Here is a 21,060-nt window from a genome sequence, read left to right on the forward strand (position 1 = left end):
CCGGCAAAGAGGCCTCGTTAGAGGCCTTTTCTATTGCTAACTGTTGCAACTGATTTATTTTTTGGTCGGTGCAACTACGTTTGCATTTTTTGGTGATGCCGTAATAGTGATGATTGTTTTAGGCCCACCAAATGAACCTTCATTTAATTCAATAGTTGATGTGCGGTCGCCTTTAGTGAAAACCAAAATACTGGTTTTTGATTTCACGGCACTAATCGTGGTCCAACCAGCTCTTGGATATTCAGCCTGGAAAAAAGCGTAAATATCGGTTGGGGTTTGTACGCCAGATAAAACTACGCGACCTACCCAGTTATCACCACGGCCAATGATTAAAGAATCTGAGCCAATAATTTTTGATGCCGCAGGCAATGGCATATCACCTAAGAGTTGTGACTGAATTTCTTGAACTTCACTAGGGGTGCCTGTAGGAGAGTCGCCAGAAGATGCGCAAGCAGCTAACAGTAGAGATAGCGCTACCGCTGATGTAAATATTTTGAGTCGGATCACCATGTTCTTGCCCTGGTAATCAATCTAAATTACTGGAGGCGCGTGAGGGAATCGAACCCCCGTACGAAGCTTTGCAGGCTCCTGCCTAACCACTCGGCCAACGCGCCATATGCTTGAATCAAAAATGGGAAGCTTTTTAGGGCTTCCCATCGAACTTGGAGCGGGAAAGGAGGTTCGAACTCCCGACCTATACCTTGGCAAGGTATCGCTCTACCAGCTGAGCTATTCCCGCATAACAGGGCAGTAGTTTAACAAACAATTTGAGAGAACGCATTATTTCTGGGTAAGACTAAAAACTGACAGCCTTTATGTTTACACCAAACCCTTATCGGCATTGGGTTTGTGGACTTTATTTAGCCTTCTCTACGAGTTGAGGCAAAGCTTTTTTCATATAATAGAACATCGACCAAAGCGTTAAAAAAGATGCGATCCAGATTAACCAAGTCCCTACTTGAACACAATTTAGCCACCCAAATAAAGTGTCGTTTAGCAATAAAAATGGAATGGCCACGAGTTGAGCAGTAGTTTTTAACTTACCCACCATGTGAACCGCAACGCTTTTTCCAGCACCTAAAAGCGCCATCCACTCTCTTAATGCTGAGATAGTAATTTCGCGACCAATAATGATTAATGCCACCCAAACTTGGACGCGATCCATATTCAGCAAAACGAGTAATGAGGCGGCGACAATTAATTTGTCTGCTACCGGGTCTAAGAATTGACCAAATGCTGACTCTTGTTTCATTTTGCGGGCCAAGAAACCATCCAGCCAATCAGTCACTGCCGCAAAAACAAAAATCACGGTAGCGGTGAGATTCTTATCAAAAGGAGTTAGCCAGCTATTAGGTAGATAGAACACTGCAACCACGAGCGGGATTGCGGCTACTCGCAACCAGGTCAGGGCAATAGGCAGATTAAATGGCATGACTCAAGCATAAACTAATGTGCATGCGCTGGGCAATCAATGGAGCTGCCTGTAGATTTACTCAGCCAATGCCGTAGATATTCCCTCAACGCTGGAAAGCTCTTCAATGGAGGCATTAGAAACGCCACGTAATCCACCAAAACGAGCCAGTAATTTTTGACGGCGTTTTGCGCCAATCCCCTCAATCTCTTCTAACTGAGAAACCGTTCTGGCTTTTGCCCGCTTTGCACGCATTCCCGTAATCGCAAAGCGATGCGCCTCATCACGGATTTGCGCCACTAACAGCAAGGCGGCACTATCAATACCCAGCTCGAGCGACTGCCGTCCATCTGCAAAGATCAGAGTCTCAAGACCCACCTTACGCCCCTCACCTTTAGCGACACCCACAATCAATCCGATATCCATACCGAATTCAGAGAGAACTTGCCTTGCCATTTCAACCTGGCCTTTGCCGCCATCAATCAAAATCACTTGCGGCATCTTCTCAACAGGAAGTTCCTGGAAGTTCGCATAACGGCGTTGCAAGACCTGACGCATGGCTGCGTAGTCATCACCTGGGATAATGTCATTGATGTTGAAGCGGCGATATTCACTAGGCTGCATCGCATTTTTGGAATACACCACACAAGAAGCTTGCGTAGCCTCACCAGAAGTGTGGCTAATATCAAAACACTCGATACGCAACTGCTCAAGACTTTCTAATTCCAAAGCCAATACATCTGCTAATGCTCTTGCTCTTGCTAGTTGACCACCCGTCTCTACCAAACGCTTTGCTATCGCAATCTTGGCATTGCCTTCAGCCATAGCCAACCAATGTCGTCTCTGTCCTTGCGGCTGGTGAAGGAAGGTAATACGCTTACCAGCTTGTGCATTGAGTAAATCGTGCAAACCTTCCGGAGCTGATTGCTCGGAAACATCTTCAGCACTCTCTTCCGGAGCTGCAATATCATCCACTAGCTTTCTCAAGGGATGATTCAGAATCAGCACAGGCGGAATTAAATTAGTAGTCGCTTCACCATCACCAGACTTCTCCTCCAAATAATGCTGAGCAATAAAGGCTTCCAAAATTTCTGCAGGCGGCGACAGCTCTCCCGAACTTGAGCGCAAGCCTTTCGGGAAATAAGCGCGGTCGCCTAAATGGCGGCCACCACGAATCATTGCCAAATTGACGCAGACCACGCCCTCCATTTGAGCGACGGCAATCACGTCAACATCACCTTCGCCATCAGCAACAGTGTCCATTGATTGCTGTTGCAACACGCTTGAGAGATCTGCAATGCGATCCCTTAGCACTGCAGCCATTTCAAATTCCATGGCATTGCTATAGGCGTGCATCTTCTTTTCAAGCTCAGAAAGTACGCGACTATGGTCACCTTCTAAAAACCGAGTTGCTTGGGCTACGTCCTGCCCATACTGCTCAACACTCAGACGCCCAACACAAGGTGCGCTACAACGATGAATTTGATGCAGTAAACAAGGACGGCTACGATTTTTAAATACAGAGTCCTCACAAGTTCTCAGGCGAAAGACTTTCTGCAGAATCTGCACGCTATTGCGAACTGCCCATGAATTCGGGAATGGTCCAAAGTAATTGTTGCGCTTATCCGTTTTACCGCGATAGAAGGCCAAACGTGGGAACTGGTGCCCCGTCAACATCACATAGGGATAGGACTTATCATCTCGAAAGAGAATATTGAATGGGGGAGCCAACTCCTTAATGAGATTGTTCTCTAGAATTAAGGCTTCGGTTTCTGAGCGTGTTACTGTAGTTTCGTAGCGGGCAATTTTTCCCACCATCAGCTCTATTCGTGGTGAAAGCTGGGCTCGCTGAAAGTAACTTGATACACGCTTTTTGAGGTTGCGCGCTTTACCGACATACAGAATATGTCCCGCCTCATCAAAGAGGCGATATACCCCCGGCAATCCGGGTAGCCGTTTAACATCCTGCTGAAGGGTTTCAAAAAGCGAATTGCTCATGCGTTGGGATATTTTCTGTCAAATCGTAGACAACTATGGTGATGCCGGTGTTTGCTGGCGTCTAGCAAGAAGCTTAACAAGTCTTCACGGCCAAGACGTGCGCATTTTCTGTGACGATCTGCCAACCCTTAATTTACTCGCTTCCGGAGTGGACTGGGAAATCAAAGATCGCATTGACATCCAGCCCTGGGAAGCTAGTTATAACAATAACCGCCATCCCGTAGAAGCGCCTGACGTGGTGATTGAGGCATTCGGGTGCGACCTTCCCGAACGCTATCTTGCGGGCCTGCTGATTGCCCCTAAAAAACCCATCATCATTAACCTAGAGTACTTAAGCGCAGAGCCCTGGATTGTGGACTTTCATCAAAAGGCATCCCCACAGGCACATGGCATTCCGAAGTACTTCTTCTTCCCAGGCTTCCAGGAAAATGTGGGCGGCATTTTGATTGACCCAACACCTATGCAGCAATCACTCACCGAGCAACTGATTTCAGACAGTCTCAAAGCGAGCTGGGCACTCCTGCGACCCAACACCAAACGCATCAGTGTTTTTTGTTACCCAGGTGCACCACTTCTGAAATGGTTAGAAGATCTGGCAACATTAGATGAGAACTTTGACATCGTGTTGACACATGGTCAACGTGAGCAATTGCAGTTTAGCTCTGCCCACCCTACTCAGCAACTTGCCCTACCCGACTCTATTCAGTTGGTCTCCATTCCATTTGTTTCTCAAGATGAATACGACTGGGTACTTTCACAATGTGACTTCAATATCGTTCGAGGTGAGGATTCTTTTGTCAGGGCACAGTTAGCTGGAAAGCCCTTCATTTGGCATATTTACCCCCAAGAAGATGGTGCTCACAAAACCAAGTTAGCCGCCTTTTTAGACCTCTATCTTGAAGACGCATCACGGGAGCTTAAACACGCTGTAATAGCTGCAATGACTTGGGCAATGCCTAGCGAGTGGCATCAATCAATTGATGAATGGGGCGTCCATTCCAAGGCTTGGCGAGGAGATTTGCTTGGAAAACAAGCTGATGGTGGCCTGGCTGCCCGTCTAATGAGGTTTGTAGCCTGATCTAGAGCGAAATCAGCCTGCGGGCGGTTACAATCTTGTTTTTGATAAAAACCGCAGAAAATCAGCTCTGCACCCAGGAATAGCAAGATGAAAACAGCACAAGAACTCCGCGTTGGTAACGTAGTAATGATCGGCACCGATGCCATGGTCGTTTTAAAAGCAGAATACAGCCGCTCAGGCCGCAACTCTTCAGTTGTAAAAATGAAATTTAAGAACTTGTTAACCGGCGCACCTAATGAAGGTGTTTACAAAGCTGATGACAAGTTCGATGTAGTGATCCTCGACAAGAAAGACTGCGCCTACTCTTACTTCGCAGATCCAATGTATGTATTTATGGACGGCGACTACAACCAGTACGAAGTTGAAGCTGAATTCATGGGTGATGCATTGCATTACCTCGAAGAAAGCATGCCTTGTGAAGTGGTGTTCTATGAAGGTAAAGCACTCTCAGTAGCAATGCCAAACTCTTTGGTTCGTGAAATCATTTACACAGAGCCGGCAGTTAAAGGCGATACCAGCTCAGGCAAAGTATTGAAGACTGCAAAATTGGCTACTGGCTATGAATTGCAAGTGCCATTGTTCTGCAACACTGGCGACAAGATCGAGATTGATACTCGTACCGGTGAATATCGTAGCCGTGCTAACTAATTAGCTCGCTCGATAGCAAAAAGCCCGGTTCGCCGGGCTTTTTTCTTTCCCAAGTACAAGTCATAATATCCAAACTATGACTAATACCACCCCCCAGAAATCACCAGATTAAAGCCAGCCAATCTTCCTCAGCTGATTGACTGCGTTCGCCGCTGTTATGGTGAAAGCTATCCAAACAAGGTGATGTATGACATCAATCAATTAGAAGAAATTATCGAGAATAAGTTGATGCACTCAGTGGTAGCAAAACTCGGTAGCGGTCAAATCATTGGGCATTGCGCACTTACATTTGATGGTACTCATAATGTTTCGCCTGAAGCCGGAAAGATGATGGTTGATCCAAATTTTAGAGGTCAGCATATCGCCGAAATCATGGCAAAGGAGCGAATTGAGATTGTCCAAGAACTTTCTTTGCCGGGGTTTTGGACTAAGTGCGTAACAAACCACCCATATAGCCAACATGAAATGATTGCCTTTAACGCCAAAGAAGCGGGTTTGTTTATTGGCGATACCCCAGCAACCATCTCTATGAAAGGCCTAGAAAATCATCCTGATACTCGGATGTCACTGCTAGCTTTTTATTTGCAGCTAAATGATCGCCCGCACACCATTTTTATGCCAGTCCAACATGCTGAGCATGCAAAATCATTGGTGCAGAATTTAAATATTCAACGCAATACTGTAAGCTCGAATATAGCGGCTAGCGGAACAACGACTTTTCATACCATTATCAATTCCAATATTCAAACAGCCAATATTGCAATCGATCGCATTGGCAGCGATTTAGTCGCCGCAGTCAAACATGAACTCGCTAAATTAGAAGCCCTCAATCTGGCATCTATTTATTTAGATATACCAATTGAACAAGAAGCGGCAGCCCATGCTTATCTTGAGCTAGAGAGTATTGGATTTTTCTGGGGATCCTGGATGCCAAATTTTTCAACTAAAGGTGACATGCTAAGACTGCAAAAGATATATCAGCCGGTCGATGTAGAAACTATTGTCTGCGCCAGAGAGCAAGGTTACAGCATTAAAAAATTTGTTCTCGCTGAATGGGAAAGAGTCTCAAGAAAAGAGAAGCTCTATCCAATCAAATTCAGTTGCTGGAGCAAACCTTTGGCATGTTGATATTGGGCTTCAGACTGCAACTCATCCCAGGTTGGAGCTGTGGCAGTTGGCATCAAACGATTTAATCGAATAGCAGACTCCGCTTGTTTTGCTTTTGAGACTTTCAACTGACTGAGCAATTGATCTGCAAGGTCTGGACGATTGCAAATCAGCACTGCATCACATCCCGCTTCAAGCGCCATATCTGCACCTTTCACTACAGAGCCGGCAACACTGGCACCTTCCATCGAAAGATCATCACTAAAGATCACGCCTTCAAATCCCAACTCTTGACGCAAAATGGAATGGAGCCAAACTTTAGAAAAGCCTGCAGGGTTTTTATCTACTTTTGGATAGATTACATGGGCCGGCATGACTGCAGTTAGACTCAGGTCCAACCACTCGTAAGGCTTAGCATCCTCATTCAGAATTTCTTTCAAAGGACGCTCATCCACCGGAATAGCCACATGAGAATCTGCTTCAGCCCAGCCATGTCCAGGGAAGTGTTTACCGCAGTTCGCCATACCTGCAAGACGCAGACCTTCATTCAAACTCTTAGCTAATGCAAAGGTAATTTGTGGATCACGACTAAATGCACGATCTCCAATTACACCGCTACGACCAAAATCGAGATCCAGCACTGGGGTAAAACTAAAGTCCACACCGCAAGCACGCAACTCGGCAGCCAAAACATATCCACAAGCTGTTGCTGCTGCCATCGCAATAGCAGCCGATTCTGCACTATGTTTTGACTTATTTTCAGATCCCCAGAGTTCACCAAGCTTACGCATAGCAGGCAAATGGGTAAAGCCATCAGTCCTACAGCGCTGAACACGCCCACCCTCATGATCAATTGAGATCAATACATCGGAACGCAGTTTTTTAATTTCTGCAGTGAGTTTGGTGAGTTGCTTGCGATTGCTAAAATTTCTGCCAAACAAAATTACACCGCCAGTCAGTGGATGAAAGATGCGACGACGATCTTCTGCATTTAACTCAAGGCCCACAACATCTAAAGTAATTGGGCCTGGGCTCATAGTCGACTTACTCATATTTTCCTCGGTATGTAGATAGTGTATTGCTGTTATTTATTACTGTGTTTATCTTTGCGTAACAATGACATGGGCAATTGCCATATCTTGCTCATCACTGACCGTGACATGCGCTTCCCAGTTCTTTTCTTGCATAAATTGGGCCAGAGCACCTAAATAAGAAGTGACCGGCTTACCGCTGGGCTCATTTAAGGTTTGCAAAGAGCGCCAAGTCATAGGCATTCTCATGCCCAGGCCAATTGCTTTGGAGAAAGCCTCTTTAGCAGCAAAGCGTGTTGCCAAGAAAGCAATGCTCCGCTTGTGATTTCTGGCTAAGCGATGCTTGAAAACCAGCATCTCATCTGGCCCCAGGATTTTTTCAGCCAGGCGACCATTAGTACGATCGTAAGCAGCTTGAAGCCGCTCAATCTGCAAAATGTCTGTGCCAATACCAATGATCATGTTTATATTACTTAGCTGATTCTGGTTTGGAAGCGTTAGCCCTACCCTGATCCATCAGAGCTTTCATATCGGTAATTGCTTTTTGCCAACCCTTAAAGAGCGCCTCGGCAACAATGGCGTGGCCAATATTGAGTTCGGAGAGTTCGGTAATGGCAGCCATCGGCATCACATTACCCTCGTGCAAGCCATGACCTGCATTAACTCGCAAGCCAATACTTTTTCCAAACTGCGCTGTTGTTCTTATGCGCTCGAGCTCTTGCTTCTGTTGATCGCCAGCCAGGTCTGCGTAGCGACCAGTATGTAATTCCACAACGGTTGAACCAACATCTTTAGCTGCCTGAATTTGCTTTTCTTCTGGATCAATAAAAAGTGAGACTCTGATACCTGCAGCTTTTAACTGCGCAGTGGCTGCTTTGACTGCATCAAAATGTCCCAGCACATCCAAGCCACCCTCAGTGGTCACCTCCTCACGCTTTTCTGGAACCAGGCATACGTCATGAGGTTGCACTCTACAAGCAATATTGATCATCTCAGGCGTTACGGCGCACTCCAAGTTCATACGTGTCTGAACCAAAGGTCGCAAAGCCATCAAATCCGAATCTTTAATATGACGACGGTCCTCACGCAAATGTAAGGTAATTAAGTCAGCACCCGCCTCTTCGGCTAATCGTGCAGCCTTTAAAGGGTCTGGGTAAACCGTGCCACGCGCATTACGCAAGGTAGCGACATGATCGATGTTGATGCCAAGCTCAAGCTTTGATTGGGTATTCATTAGCTTAGATTACTAGATTTTCTTCAGATCAATCAAAATCTGACGGGTGGTGAGCACTTGATCCTGAAGATGCAATCCCAATAAGAAGCGCATGAGCTGTTTACTCTCAGAAAGCGTCTCTTGATCAGAAAAATCTCCCGCTGCAATAGCTAGCAGGGATTTGCCACTCAAGACCGGCCAGTGTCCCGGATCGTCCCCTTGAGCAGGCCTCACGCCACGCTCTGGCTGATAAACATATTGCTCATTCGAGATGGGGGCGCTATTGGTTTCGACACAGCGATCCAGCGCTGCTGCATAACCAGTTTCTTGTAAGAGCGTTAATTCAAAAGGACGTAGAATTTCTTCTAAGCCTTTGGATTCAAATTCAAGATTAGATAAAGCAGATATCGTATCGGTGTAATGATCATAGAGTTTTTCGTAGTCATCCTCACGAGCAAGAAATTTTAATAATAACTCATTGAGATAAAAACCGCATAAGAGTGCATCCCTAACTAGAGATGGCGTGCCGCCAACCCACTCTGATTTCGTTAAAGTACGCAGCTCGGACTTGCCACTCCAAGAAACCAATAGCGGTTGAAAGCGCTGCAATACTGGACGGAGGGTTGAGTGCGGACGCTTAGCTCCCTTAGCAATCAAGGCCATTCGGCCATATTGCCGAGTAAAGACGTCCAGAATTAAGCTGGTTTCCTTATAAGGAATGCTGTGCAATACAAAAGCAGGTTCGTCAGCAACACGAATGGAGGCCATGAATGATTACTCTAGACTTTGCGCCCGTAATTCAGCACGATCATCTGCCCAGCCACGCTTAACCTTGACCCAAGTCTCCAGGAATACCTTCCCATCAAAAAGCTTTTCCATATCAATGCGGGCGTCAGTTGAAATCTTCTTGAGTCGCTCACCCTTGGCGCCAATAATCATCGCCTTATGGCTATCGCGATCAACCAAAATGGTTGCTGCGATACGGCGCATCTTGCCATCCATCTTGAACTGATCAATGACTACTGTGCTGGTGTAAGGCAATTCCTCGCCAGTAAAGCGGAAGACCTTCTCACGTAGGATCTCAGCAGCCAAGAAACGCTCGCTGCGATCGGTGATGGTATCGCCATCATATACAGCCGGCGCCTCAGGCAAGTAGTCCTCGAGCACATCTAATAATCTTTCAACATCTCCGGGACTCTTAGCGCTCATCGGGACGATTTCAGCGAACTCACACTTCTGATCTTCATGGCCACCTAATTCACACCAAGGACGGGCCATCTCTTTGATAAAGTTGAGTAATGCTTGATCACGCTCAGAAGGAGTCTGAAAACGACTATTAAATAAATCCAATTTATTTAATACCAAAACAACAGGCAGATCATCTGGCAGCAACTTCAAAACTTTCTTGTCATCCTCACCAAAGCAACCTGCTTCAACTACAAAGCAAGCTACGTTCACATCCTGCAATGCTGTAGTTACAGTACGGTTTAATGCCTTGTTGAGGGTGTTCATTAAACGAGTCTGAAAGCCTGGCGTATCAATGAAGATAAACTGCGCTTCTTCGCGATTCTGAATACCTAAAATACGGTGGCGCGTAGTCTGAGCTTTACGGGAGGTAATACTGATCTTCTGACCAACCAAAGCATTCAAGAGAGTCGATTTGCCCATATTGGGACGACCAACAATGGCGATAGTGCCGCATCTAAACACGATTAACCCTTCAGCTTAAGATTTAACTGCTCTTCGGTAGCTACTTTTTTTGCCGCTTTCTTTTTCGCTGACCGAGTCTTTTTAGGTTTACCCAATTCTTGCGGCAAAGCTTTTAGTGCGGCAATTAAGGCAATTTTCGCGGCTGCCTGTTCTGCTGCACGTCGAGATGCGCCCTCACCCTTAACCGATACCTTGAGATTCGGTATTAAGCATTCAACCTCAAATTGCTGGTTGTGGGCCGTACCACTTGTACCAGTAACGTTATAAGCAGGTAGTGGCAACTGATAACTCTGCAAACACTCTTGCAACAAAGTCTTATCGTCTTTACCCAGAGTCTTAGGGTCAACGTTAGCCAAGATGATGGAATACAGCTTACGAAGACACGTCTTAGCTGCGTCAAATCCACCATCCAAAAAGATTGCACCGGTGACTGCCTCAAGCGTATCCGCCAGAATAGATGGACGACGGAAGCCACCGCTCTTCAACTCGCCCTCGCCTAAGCGTAGATAGTCTGATAGAGATAAGGTTTGAGCAGTTTCATAGAGCGCTTGCTGTTTGACTAAATTAGCTCGAACACGAGAAAGGTCACCCTCATCTAAATCGGAATAACGCTCATAGAGCATTTCAGCAACAACACAATTCAAAATCGAGTCACCTAAAAACTCAAGGCGCTCATTATTTTTCTTGCTGTGGCTTCGATGCGTGAGAGCTTGATTCAGTAGCTCTAGCTTTTTAAATGTATAGCCCAGTTGTGCTTGCAGTGGTGCAGTTTCGATGACGGCGCGGGCATTCATAGCATTACTCGAAGCCGCCAATGCGACCAAGATCTCCGAGATTCAACCAAACAAAGAATGCTTTACCTACGATATTTTTATCCGGCACAAATCCCCAGTAACGAGAATCCGCACTATTGTCTCGGTTATCGCCCATAGCAAAGTAATGGCCAGCAGGCACCTTGCAGGTAAGTCCAGCATTAATGTATTGGCAGTTTTCAAATCCAGGAAAACGTTCTGTAGGGAACATGCCAACAGGTCGATCAGGATGATTCAAGATCTCATGCTGGTTGCCACCCAAGTCTGCAGGAAATGTTTCTGAAAAGCGCTTGGCATAACGCATATTTTCTGGGTCAAGGTAAGGCTCGCCGCCGCTGTATTGCAATGGCTGATTATTTACAGTTAAACGCTTATCTTGATAAGTAATAGTGTCGCCAGGTATGGCCACCACGCGCTTGATGTAATCAATGGATTCATCGCGCGGATAGCGAAATACCACAACATCACCACGTTTTGGAGATCCTAAATCAATTACCTTCTGATTGATTACTGGCAAACGAATACCGTAGGTAAATTTATTCACCAGAATAAAGTCGCCAATCTGCAAGGTTGGAATCATCGAGCCCGATGGAATTTTGAATGGCTCTACGAGAAATGAGCGCAATACAAATACCGCGCAAATTACTGGGAAGAAACCGGCTGTATATTCCAACCACAATGGCATGCGATCGATACCAGCCACACGTCTTTGCGGGGCAAAGTAATAACGGTCAGCAATCCATGCAATACCTGAGATCACTACCAAGATAAAAAGGATGAGGGCAAAATTCATTAATCATCTACCTGCAAAATAGCCAAGAAGGCTTCCTGTGGAATCTCCACGTTTCCAACTTGCTTCATGCGCTTCTTACCTTCTTTTTGCTTCTCTAATAATTTACGTTTACGAGAAATATCGCCGCCATAACACTTAGCCAATACGTTTTTACGTAAGGCCTTCACGTTTTCACGGGCAACAATATTGCTACTGATCGCCGCCTGAATAGCGACATCAAACATCTGACGTGGAATAATGCCGCGCATCTTAGCAACCACTTCGCGCCCACGATGCTGACTATTGCTACGGTGAACAATTACCGACAGCGCATCAACGCGCTCGCTATTAATGAGGATGTCGACTTTAACCACATCAGCCGGACGATATTCTTTAAACTCGTAGTCCACTGATGCATAGCCACGCGAGATGGATTTCATCTTGTCAAAGAAATCCAAAACAATCTCAGCCATTGGCAGCTCATAGGTTAACTTCACCTGCCGACCAAGGTAATTCATATCCATCTGAATGCCGCGCTTACCAACACATAGTGTAATGATCGAACCCACATACTCTTGTGGCATGTACAGATTGACCGTCACGATCGGCTCAAGAATCGTATTGATCTTGCTAGCCTCTGGCATCTTCGATGGGTTATCTACCGACAAGATGGTGCCGTCAGACTGCTCAACCTGATACACCACCGTTGGTGCAGTAGTGATGAGGTTCATGCCGTACTGACGCTCTAAACGCTCTTGCACAATCTCCATATGGAGAAGGCCCAAGAAGCCGCAGCGGAATCCAAAACCCAGTGCTTGTGAAACCTCAGGCTCATATAAGAGTGAAGCATCATTTAGCTGTAGCTTCTCTAAAGACTCTCGGAGTTGATCATATTCACTAGACTCAACTGGGTATAGACCCGCAAAGACCTGCGGCTTTACTTCTTTAAATCCAGGAAGTGGTTCAGTCGCAGGCACTCGACCTTGTTGCCCAGGTGTATGCGTAACGGTATCGCCCACCTTGGCAGCTTTTAACTCTTTGATGCCAGCAATCACGAAACCTACCTGACCAGCAGATAACTCTGGGCGATCTACGGACTTCGGACTAAACACACCAACATGCTCGACCAAATGACTTGAGCCATTTGCCATCAAGGTAATTTTTTCTTTTGGCTTTAAGGTGCCGTTCACAACGCGCACCAGCATTACCACGCCAACGTAGTTATCAAACCAAGAGTCAATGATCAAAGCCTGCAAAGGATCTGCTGCATTGCCCTTCGGTGGGGGTACGCGCGCAATCATTTCTTCAATGACATCCTGCACACCTAATCCTGTCTTAGCAGAACAAGTTACTGCGTCTGATGCATCAATACCAATGACATTTTCAATTTCTTTTTTGGCGCGCTCTGGATCTGCCTGTGGCAAATCAATCTTGTTGAGTACTGGCACAACTTCAACACCCAACTCCAGCGCCATATAGCAGTTAGCAACTGTTTGAGCCTCAACCCCTTGACTCGCATCCACCACCAAAAGTGCACCTTCACAAGCAGACAGTGAGCGACTCACTTCATATGAAAAGTCGACGTGCCCTGGCGTATCAATCAAATTGATGTTGTAGGTTTTGCCGTCCTTAGATTTATAAGTTAACGCGGCTGTTTGCGCCTTAATGGTGATACCACGCTCACGCTCGATATCCATCGAGTCGAGAACTTGGGCTTCCATTTCACGACCAGAGAGACCACCGCAAAGCTGAATAATGCGATCAGCAAGCGTTGATTTGCCGTGATCAATATGGGCGATGATAGAAAAATTGCGGATTAAATCCATAGCGTCTTATTTGGTCTTCAAAAAACGCCTTGTCAGAACGCACCACAATGATGCGCTGCAAAAAGCCGTCTTAAAGTGATTGTAATGGGTGGCGCCAAAATAGCGCCAAACCCGTTTATTTCGTCCAAAAACCCTGGTTTTGGCTTATTTTGACCTTACGGGAATAATCATGGTGCTATCAGCCCGACGGACAAAAACTGGGACTGACTTATTAGAATCCAAGCCCTTTACCAACCTCTCAAACTGCTTTACTCCGGTAATGTCAGTATCCGCAATCCGAATGATCACATCCCCAGGACGCACTCCTGCACGCGCCAAAGGACCGTCGCCCAAACCGGTAACCTCAACGCCCCCACGGATATTCAACTCTTTCTTCCTGCTATCTGAGAGCTCAGCAACTGCCACTCCAAGAGAATTGGCATTTCCATTGGAGGACCCAGATTTATCAGCATTCTTCACAGCAGCAACAGCTTCAGTATCGGCTACAGTTACCATCAAATCCCTAGAGCTTCCTTTACGCCAGACCTGCACTGACGCGCTGGTTCCCGGCTTAGTTTCTCCAACAGCTCTTGGCAGGTCAGTAGACTTTGCAATATCACGGCCATTGAAACTGAGAATCACATCGCCAGACTCAATCCCACCTGCAGCTGCCGGACCACCTGGCTCAACGTTCCGAACATAAGCACCGCGCGGCTTACCTAAGCCTAAACTTTCAGCAATCTGTTTAGTCATCTCACCTAAAGCAACACCAATACGACCACGCGACATTTTTCCATTGGTACGCAATTGATCTGCAACGCGCATCGCTTCATCAATTGGGATGGCAAAGGAGATACCCATGTATCCGCCAGAGCGACTAAAGATTTGTGAGTTAATGCCAATCACCTGTCCAGCGGTGTTTAACAAGGGGCCACCAGAGTTACCTGGATTGACCGCCACGTCAGTCTGAATGAAGGGCAAGTAATCACCAGTATCACGACTCTTGGCGGACACGATGCCAGCCGTCACGGTATTTTCTAAGCCAAATGGAGAGCCAATCGCTAATACCCACTCACCCACTCTCACGCGAGAAGAATCGCCGAGTGGCAACTTAGGCAAATCACGCGCATCAATTTTGACCACCGCCACATCGGTACGCTTATCCATACCCAATAATTTGGCCTTGTACTCCCACTTATCGGTCAAAGTCACGTAAATGGTGTTCGCACCCTCAACCACGTGAGCATTTGTCAAAATCAAGCCATTGGATTCAATAATGAAACCGGAACCTACGCCGCGATCAGCCTCTTGCGGCTTACCGGGATTTGGTTGAGCTTGTTTAGGTCCGTTAGGCATTCCTGGAATAGGTACACCAAAGAAACGACGAAAGAATTCCGCTTGATCCTCTGGCATTCCCGGGATACCACCCTGGGCTTGCTGCTGCATTACTTTTTCAGTAGTTCGAATATTGACTACTGCTGGACTAGCACGTTCCACCAGATCAGCAAAATCTGGAATAGAAACCCGAGGACTCTGAGCGGAGGCCTGAGAAATGAATGCAAATTGCCCCAAGCTGAAGATAGCCAAGAGCCTAATAAGGTACTTTTTCATAATGCTATAGACCTACTTGGTAAAAACCAACAAATGAAGATACAAAGAAAGGTGGAAACCCAGTATGTATATTAGGTCAATTTGCCAAAAATCAAGGTACCGTTAGTACCCCCAAAGCCAAAGTTGTTTTTGACGGCATGGTCAATCCTCACATCACGAGCAGTATTGGCGCAGTAGTCCAAATCACACTCAGAATCTTGATTGAAGATGTTGATTGTCGGTGGAGACTTTTGATTGTGTAAAGCCAGAATGGTAAAGACAGATTCCAAGCCGCCAGCGCCACCCAGGAGGTGACCAGTCATTGACTTGGTGGAGTTAATCAAAGTCTTCTTGGCATGGTCGCCAAGAGCCGCTTTAATAGCCCCGGTTTCATTCTTATCACCCAAGGGCGTAGAAGTTCCGTGCGCATTGATGTATTGAATCTGATCGGCATTTAAGCCGGCATCACGCATGGCATTCACCATACAACGACGTGGACCATCCATATTTGGGGCAGTCATGTGATACGCATCACCACTCATACCAAAGCCCAAGAGCTCGCAGTAGATTTTTGCGCCACGGGCTTTAGCGTGCTCGTACTCTTCAAGCACAACAACGCCAGCACCCTCCCCTAGAACGAAACCATCACGGTCCCTATCCCATGGACGAGAAGCAGTAGCAGGATCATCATTGCGAGTAGACAGAGCTCTCGCAGAAGCAAAACCACCAACACCCAATGCAGAAATCGTAGATTCAGCGCCACCAGCAACCATCACATCGGCATCGCCGTACTGAATTAAGCGAGCTGCTAAGCCAATGCTATGCAAGCCAGTAGTACAAGCCGTCACTGCAGCAACGTTTGGACCTTTGAGACTGAACAAGATGCTGAGATGACCAGAAATCATATTAATGATTGAACCTGGTACAAAGAATGGCGAGATGCGACGAGGTCCACGAGCCAACAACTCAGCGCCGGTCTCTTCAATCATCGGCAAACCACCGATACCTGAACCAACCATAACGCCAACGCGCTCGGCGTTCTCTTCTGTTATCTGTAAACCACTGTCACGAATTGCTTGCGTACCAGCAACGATGCCATAATGGATAAAGGTATCCATATGACGCGCTTCTTTGGCAGAAGCATATTCTTCGACATTGAAATCTTTCACCTCGCCGGCGAAATGCACGCTCAGCGGAGTGTGGTCAAACTTTGTGATGGTAGCAATGCCTGATTTGCCCGCGAGCAAATTAGACCAAGCTACATCAACCGAGTTGCCAACTGGTGAAATAAGGCCAAGGCCGGTAACTACAACCCGGCGGCGGCCATTTGATGCTGACACAGTAATAGCTTTTAACTAAGCTAGGGAATTAACCCTGAGCTTTTGACTGAGCAAAATCGATAGCGAGCTGAACAGTAGTAATTTTTTCAGCTTCTTCATCCGGAATTTCAATCCCGAACTCATCTTCCAAAGCCATTACCAATTCAACAGTGTCAAGAGAGTCTGCGCCTAAGTCATTCACAAAAGAAGATTCATTCTTGATCTCTGCTTCTGCGACGCCCAATTGCTCAGCGACGATCTTCTTAACGCGTTGTTCGATGTTATCCATTAATTCCCCCAAGGGTTGTAAAAAAACGATGAAAAGGATTTTATCAGCTTGGCGAGCTAAATTAGTAAATCCGCCCAAAAATGATCAAATTTTTGCCTTATTTTAGGCCAAATAGAGGCCGCCATTAACGTGTAAGGCGTTACCCGTAATGTATCCAGCGGCTGGAGAGGCTAAAAATGCCACTGCCTGAGCCACATCTTCCGGACTACCTAGGCGAGCTAAAGGAATGTTCGCTTTTAGCGAATTTTGCTGCTCTTCGCTCAAAGCGCGGGTCATATCGGTATCAATAAAGCCAGGAGCTACACAATTGACAGTGATGTTACGGCTACCGATTTCGCGTGCCAAAGCACGAGTCATGCCAGAAACACCTGCTTTAGCAGCGGCGTAATTTGCCTGTCCAGGGTTGCCCATATGGCCAACAATCGAGGTGATGTTAATAATGCGTCCACCGCGAGCTTTCATCATGGGGCGCATTACTGCCTGTGACAAACGAAAAACAGCGCTTAAATTGGTATCGATTACATCGGTCCATTCATCTGTTTTCATGCGCATGGCTAAGTTATCGCGGGTAATACCTGCGTTATTCACCAAAATATTGATGCCGCCAAAATCCTTCACGATTAAATCAATGATGTCTTCGCAAGCCTTTGGATCGGTCACATTTAATACCTCGCCACGACCACCACTCGCTTGTAAACGCGTATTGATTGCTTTAGCGCCATCCTCAGACGTGGCAGTACCAATTACTTTGGCACCACATTTCACTAACTCATCTGCAATAGCCTGACCAATACCGCGCGATGCGCCCGTCACCAGTGCAATTTGTCCGCTTAAGTCGAGATTCATAATTATCTTCCGTTGTTTCTTTGTTATTTCTTTTGATTTCTTATTCGTATTTTTACTTAACCGCAGCCAATGCCTCGTTGAGACTGACTTCATCAAAAATAGGCAAGCCAACCACATTCTCATTGATGCGCTTAGTCAGCCCAGCCAATACCTTGCCAGGGCCACACTCAATCACTTGAGTGATGCCTTGTTGTGCCATGGCATTGATTGTTTCTTGCCAACGAACTGGCTTAGCAGCTTGACGCACTAAGGCATCCTTAATCGCGGCTGGATCATTGAGAACATTCACACCAACGTTGTTGACCACAGAAATAGTGGGGACCTTAAATTCAATATCAGCCAAATAGCCTTTGAGTTTTTCTGAAGCGGGCTGCAGCAATGATGAGTGAAACGGTGCAGATACGGGTAATGGCAAAGCGCGTTTTGCGCCAGCTGCCTTGAGCAATTCGCAAGCCTTAGTCACTGCATCGCTACCACCTGCAATAACCACTTGCCCTGGCGCATTGAAGTTCACTGCTTCCACTACGCCACCAGATGCAGCAGCAGCTTCGGCGCAAACAGTTTTCACAATTGCATCATCCAAGCCCAAGATCGCAGCCATGCCGCCAGTACCAACTGGTACCGCTGTTTGCATTGCTTCAGCACGAAAGCGCACCAAAGGCACTGCATCCTTAAAAGAGATTACGCCAGCAGCAACCAAAGCGGAGTATTCACCAAGGCTATGACCAGCCATCATCTGAGGAACGGCGCCACCAGAGGCCAACCAAGCGCGATAAAACGCGATCGCTGCAGTCAACATCACTGGCTGAGTGTTGGTAGTTAAGGACAATGCTTCAGCAGGGCCCTCAGCAATGAGTTTTGCAATATCTTCACCCAAAGCTTCTGAAGCCTCTTGAAGGGTCGCACGCACTTCAGGGCGATTAGCAATCATGTTGAGCATCCCCACTGATTGGGAACCTTGGCCAGGGAATACAAATGCAAATGTCATATGAATAATCGCTGAATAATAGTTATGAATATATTTTTAGCTTTAGCGCTTTGCTTTAGTGTTTTACTTTAGTGCTTTGCTTTAGTATTTAATAACTGCCGCACCCCAAGCAAAGCCTCCGCCCACACCCTCTAGCAAGAGGTGTTGACCGCGTTGAATTTGACTAGAGCGCACGCCCGCATCTAAAGCAAGTGGAATAGACGCGGCAGAAGTATTGCCGTGCTCGTGGACAGTCACAATCACTTTATCCATCGACATGTTCATCTTGCGGGCCGTACTCTCCATAATGCGAATATTGGCTTGATGGGGAACCAGCCAATCAATTTGTTCTGGCTTGAGATTAGCTTTTTCTAGCGCCTCATGTGCAACTTGCTCGAGTACTTTGACTGCCAACTTAAAGACTGCGGGACCATCCATAGTTAAGTAAGCAGAGCCATCTACACCACCCTGCTTTGCGCGTCCTGGAACACAGAGGATATCGCGCTGGCTACCATCAGCATGTAAAGCGGTTGCCAAAATGCCGGGCTCTTTCGAAGCTTCAAGAATCACTGCCCCAGCACCATCACCAAACAAAACAGAAGTAGTGCGATCCTGGAAATCCAAAATACGGGAGAATGTTTCTGCGCCCAGAACCAAGACTTTTTTGTAAGTCCCTGTACGAATAAAGGCATCTGCAATCGCGAGAGCATAAGTAAAGCCAGCACATACTGCCTGAACGTCAAATGCAGCGCAATTCGTATGAGCGCCCAACTTATCTTGCACTACGCAAGCTGTACTTGGAAAACCACCTAAATGATCTGGTGTAGAGGTTGCCAAAATAATCAGATCAAGATCTTCTGAAGTGCAACCAGCAGCCTCTAATGCCGCTTGAGCAGCCTTGACCGCCAAGTCACTGGTGAGTTGATTATCTGCAGCAAAGTGACGTGCAGAAATTCCACTGCGAGACACAATCCATTCGTCACTCGTCTCAAGACCAATCTTGGCTAAACGATCAACAAGATCGTGATTGGTTAAACGCTGCTCCGGAAGATAACTTCCAGTTCCCGCTATCCGTGAATAGGTACTCATGATTATTTTGTCTCCGCCACAAAAGCCTGAGCAATACGCTCTACCATGCGATTCTTTGCCGCTTCATATGCACGATCAAGTGCAAAACCAAATGCAAAACGATCTGCTGAGCCGTGACTCTTGATCACGCAACCGCGCAAACCTAAGAGTACTGCTCCGTTGTAGCGACGATGATCAACACGCTTGCGAACACGCAAGAGCGGCACCATGGCACAGATCGCCATGAGCTTAGTAAGCCATGATCGATTAAATTCTTGTTTAATTAAACCACTCATCATCTTCGCCAAGCCTTCGCTTGCCTTGAGGACTACGTTGCCAACAAATCCATCGCACACCACGATATCCGTAGTGCCTTTAAAAATATCATTACCTTCTACATTGCCATAAAAGTTTAAGTTGGTTTGGCGCAGCAACTCACTCGTCTGCTTCACCATCTCATTGCCTTTAATAACCTCTTCGCCAATATTCAGTAAACCGATTGAAGGGTTTTGTGTGCCATCAACTACCTGAACCATGACATTCGCCATTTGTGCAAACTGCACTAAATGCATAGGCTCGCAATCTGCGTTAGCACCGAGATCAAGCATGGTGGTACCGCGCCCCTTTTCACTGGGAATCGCAGTAGCAATCGCAGGACGATCAACACCATCAAGGGTTTTGAGAATGTAGCGAGAGATCGCCATCAGGGCGCCCGTATTGCCAGAGGAAATGATCGCGTCAGCTAGACCCTCTTTAACTTGCTCGATAGCGACGCGCATCGAAGAATCTTTTTTACGACGTAGTGCCACCTCAATGGGGTCATCCATCAAGACAACTTCGCTAGCGGGAATAATTTGAATGCGCTCCATTGGCGCTTTAGGAAATTTACTCAAAGCTTGCTTGAGCACTTCCGGATTGCCAACCAAGGCAATCTTCACATCAGCATGTTTTTCGAGAAAATCGCAACAAGCGGGAACCGTAACAACTGCTCCATGATCTCCGCCCATGGCATCGATAGCAAGAGTGACACTCATAAAATCAAGTATTGTTGCAAGTGGTTTTATCCAAGAAAAAAGCGGCTATGTGGGCCGCTTCTATCTTTTTAGACTAAAGAATTAGTCGTTTTTGGTTTTAACAACTTTACGACCACGATAGTAGCCGTTTGGTGAAATGTGGTGGCGCAAATGAGCCTCACCAGTTGTGGCTTCAACAGCCGTAGCAGGTGCGGTCAAAAAGTCGTGCGCACGGTGCATGCCACGTTTGGATGGGGATTTTTTATTCTGTTGGACGGCCATATTGAACTCCTACGCAAGGCGATATTCTAGCATGTAAATTGAGCTAAATGCTTGATTAATTGATAAAACAGGTTTGAAATGCAAGCCCTGAAATATCGGGT

Annotated in this window: 22 protein-coding genes and 2 tRNA genes; 3 read left to right on the forward strand and 21 right to left on the reverse strand. The window is 46.6% G+C overall.

The annotated features are described in order from the left end of the window. Positions 1-54: 54 nt before the first annotated feature. The 5 genes from DXE44_RS06570 to uvrC form a co-directional block, all read right to left on the reverse strand. Positions 55-510, reverse strand: a complete 456-nt coding sequence (locus tag DXE44_RS06570) for a hypothetical protein (protein WP_114653634.1) — start codon at positions 508-510, stop codon at positions 55-57. A gap of 30 nt (positions 511-540) precedes the next feature. Then, positions 541-614, reverse strand: a tRNA-Cys gene (locus tag DXE44_RS06575). A 49-nt stretch (positions 615-663) separates the two neighbouring features. Next, a tRNA-Gly gene (locus DXE44_RS06580) sits at positions 664-739 on the reverse strand. 117 nt (positions 740-856) lie between these two features. Beyond that, positions 857-1,432, reverse strand: coding sequence for a CDP-diacylglycerol--glycerol-3-phosphate 3-phosphatidyltransferase (pgsA, locus tag DXE44_RS06585; RefSeq protein ID WP_114653636.1), 576 nt, complete (start codon positions 1,430-1,432; stop codon positions 857-859). Between the two features lie 57 nt (positions 1,433-1,489). Continuing rightward, positions 1,490-3,409 carry an excinuclease ABC subunit UvrC gene (uvrC, locus tag DXE44_RS06590; RefSeq protein ID WP_114653638.1) on the reverse strand — a complete coding sequence of 640 codons (1,920 nt, stop codon included), beginning with the start codon at positions 3,407-3,409 and terminating at the stop codon, positions 1,490-1,492. On the opposite strand from uvrC, the gene earP reads away from it, so the two are divergent. From earP to DXE44_RS06605, 3 genes are all read left to right on the forward strand, one after another. Next, on the forward strand, positions 3,408-4,487 hold the full coding sequence (gene earP, locus DXE44_RS06595) for an elongation factor P maturation arginine rhamnosyltransferase EarP (RefSeq protein WP_114653640.1): 1,080 nt from the start codon (positions 3,408-3,410) through the stop codon (positions 4,485-4,487). The two genes, uvrC and earP, sit on opposite strands and share 2 nt — an antisense overlap. A gap of 87 nt (positions 4,488-4,574) precedes the next feature. After that, a complete protein-coding gene (gene efp / locus DXE44_RS06600) occupies positions 4,575-5,135 on the forward strand; it encodes an elongation factor P (protein ID WP_114653642.1) in 561 nt (186 codons plus the stop codon). A 135-nt stretch (positions 5,136-5,270) separates the two neighbouring features. Then, positions 5,271-6,263, forward strand: a complete 993-nt coding sequence (locus DXE44_RS06605) for a GNAT family N-acetyltransferase (protein ID WP_331851856.1) — start codon at positions 5,271-5,273, stop codon at positions 6,261-6,263. Here the strand turns inward: DXE44_RS06605 and nagZ are convergent. The 16 genes from nagZ to rpmF all read right to left on the reverse strand — a co-directional run bounded on the left by nagZ (position 6,218) and on the right by rpmF (position 20,959). Then, positions 6,218-7,294, reverse strand: coding sequence for a beta-N-acetylhexosaminidase (gene nagZ, locus DXE44_RS06610; protein WP_114653646.1), 1,077 nt, complete (start codon positions 7,292-7,294; stop codon positions 6,218-6,220). The two genes, DXE44_RS06605 and nagZ, sit on opposite strands and share 46 nt — an antisense overlap. Positions 7,295-7,342: 48 nt before the next feature. Next, positions 7,343-7,735 carry a holo-ACP synthase gene (gene acpS, locus DXE44_RS06615; protein WP_114653649.1) on the reverse strand — a complete coding sequence of 131 codons (393 nt, stop codon included), beginning with the start codon at positions 7,733-7,735 and terminating at the stop codon, positions 7,343-7,345. 7 nt (positions 7,736-7,742) lie between these two features. Continuing rightward, positions 7,743-8,507 carry a pyridoxine 5'-phosphate synthase gene (gene pdxJ, locus DXE44_RS06620; protein ID WP_114653651.1) on the reverse strand — a complete coding sequence of 255 codons (765 nt, stop codon included), beginning with the start codon at positions 8,505-8,507 and terminating at the stop codon, positions 7,743-7,745. A 12-nt stretch (positions 8,508-8,519) separates the two neighbouring features. Next, a complete protein-coding gene (gene recO, locus DXE44_RS06625; protein WP_114653653.1) occupies positions 8,520-9,254 on the reverse strand; it encodes a DNA repair protein RecO in 735 nt (244 codons plus the stop codon). Between the two features lie 6 nt (positions 9,255-9,260). Beyond that, complete coding sequence (gene era / locus DXE44_RS06630) at positions 9,261-10,196, reverse strand: GTPase Era (RefSeq protein WP_114653655.1); 936 nt, start codon at positions 10,194-10,196, stop codon at positions 9,261-9,263. A 2-nt stretch (positions 10,197-10,198) separates the two neighbouring features. After that, complete coding sequence (rnc, locus tag DXE44_RS06635) at positions 10,199-10,990, reverse strand: ribonuclease III (protein WP_114653658.1); 792 nt, start codon at positions 10,988-10,990, stop codon at positions 10,199-10,201. 4 nt (positions 10,991-10,994) lie between these two features. After that, positions 10,995-11,801 carry a signal peptidase I gene (lepB, locus tag DXE44_RS06640; RefSeq protein WP_114653660.1) on the reverse strand — a complete coding sequence of 269 codons (807 nt, stop codon included), beginning with the start codon at positions 11,799-11,801 and terminating at the stop codon, positions 10,995-10,997. Further along, positions 11,801-13,606, reverse strand: coding sequence for a translation elongation factor 4 (gene lepA, locus DXE44_RS06645; RefSeq protein WP_114653662.1), 1,806 nt, complete (start codon positions 13,604-13,606; stop codon positions 11,801-11,803). Before lepA ends, lepB begins: the two co-directional genes overlap by 1 nt. Positions 13,607-13,750: 144 nt before the next feature. Further along, positions 13,751-15,196 (reverse strand): DegQ family serine endoprotease, encoded by a 1,446-nt coding sequence (locus DXE44_RS06650; protein WP_114653665.1) that lies wholly within the window; start codon positions 15,194-15,196, stop codon positions 13,751-13,753. A gap of 71 nt (positions 15,197-15,267) precedes the next feature. Continuing rightward, the gene (fabF, locus tag DXE44_RS06655) at positions 15,268-16,515 is read right to left on the reverse strand and encodes a beta-ketoacyl-ACP synthase II (RefSeq protein ID WP_114653667.1); all 1,248 of its coding nucleotides are present in this window, start codon (positions 16,513-16,515) and stop codon (positions 15,268-15,270) included. A 28-nt stretch (positions 16,516-16,543) separates the two neighbouring features. After that, a complete protein-coding gene (gene acpP, locus DXE44_RS06660) occupies positions 16,544-16,783 on the reverse strand; it encodes an acyl carrier protein (protein ID WP_046330561.1) in 240 nt (79 codons plus the stop codon). Between the two features lie 102 nt (positions 16,784-16,885). Next, positions 16,886-17,629 (reverse strand): 3-oxoacyl-ACP reductase FabG, encoded by a 744-nt coding sequence (gene fabG / locus DXE44_RS06665; protein ID WP_114653669.1) that lies wholly within the window; start codon positions 17,627-17,629, stop codon positions 16,886-16,888. A gap of 52 nt (positions 17,630-17,681) precedes the next feature. Then, positions 17,682-18,617, reverse strand: coding sequence for an ACP S-malonyltransferase (gene fabD, locus DXE44_RS06670; RefSeq protein WP_114653671.1), 936 nt, complete (start codon positions 18,615-18,617; stop codon positions 17,682-17,684). Between the two features lie 81 nt (positions 18,618-18,698). Further along, positions 18,699-19,685 (reverse strand): beta-ketoacyl-ACP synthase III, encoded by a 987-nt coding sequence (locus tag DXE44_RS06675; RefSeq protein WP_114653673.1) that lies wholly within the window; start codon positions 19,683-19,685, stop codon positions 18,699-18,701. A 2-nt stretch (positions 19,686-19,687) separates the two neighbouring features. After that, a complete protein-coding gene (gene plsX, locus DXE44_RS06680; protein WP_114653675.1) occupies positions 19,688-20,698 on the reverse strand; it encodes a phosphate acyltransferase PlsX in 1,011 nt (336 codons plus the stop codon). 81 nt (positions 20,699-20,779) lie between these two features. Then, positions 20,780-20,959: a 50S ribosomal protein L32 gene (gene rpmF / locus DXE44_RS06685; protein WP_011902241.1), complete on the reverse strand. Its 180-nt coding sequence runs from the start codon at positions 20,957-20,959 to the stop codon at positions 20,780-20,782. Positions 20,960-21,060: the final 101 nt, after the last annotated feature.

Source organism: Polynucleobacter necessarius (assembly GCF_900095175.1).
Taxonomy (GTDB): Bacteria; Pseudomonadota; Gammaproteobacteria; order Burkholderiales; family Burkholderiaceae; genus Polynucleobacter; species Polynucleobacter necessarius_I.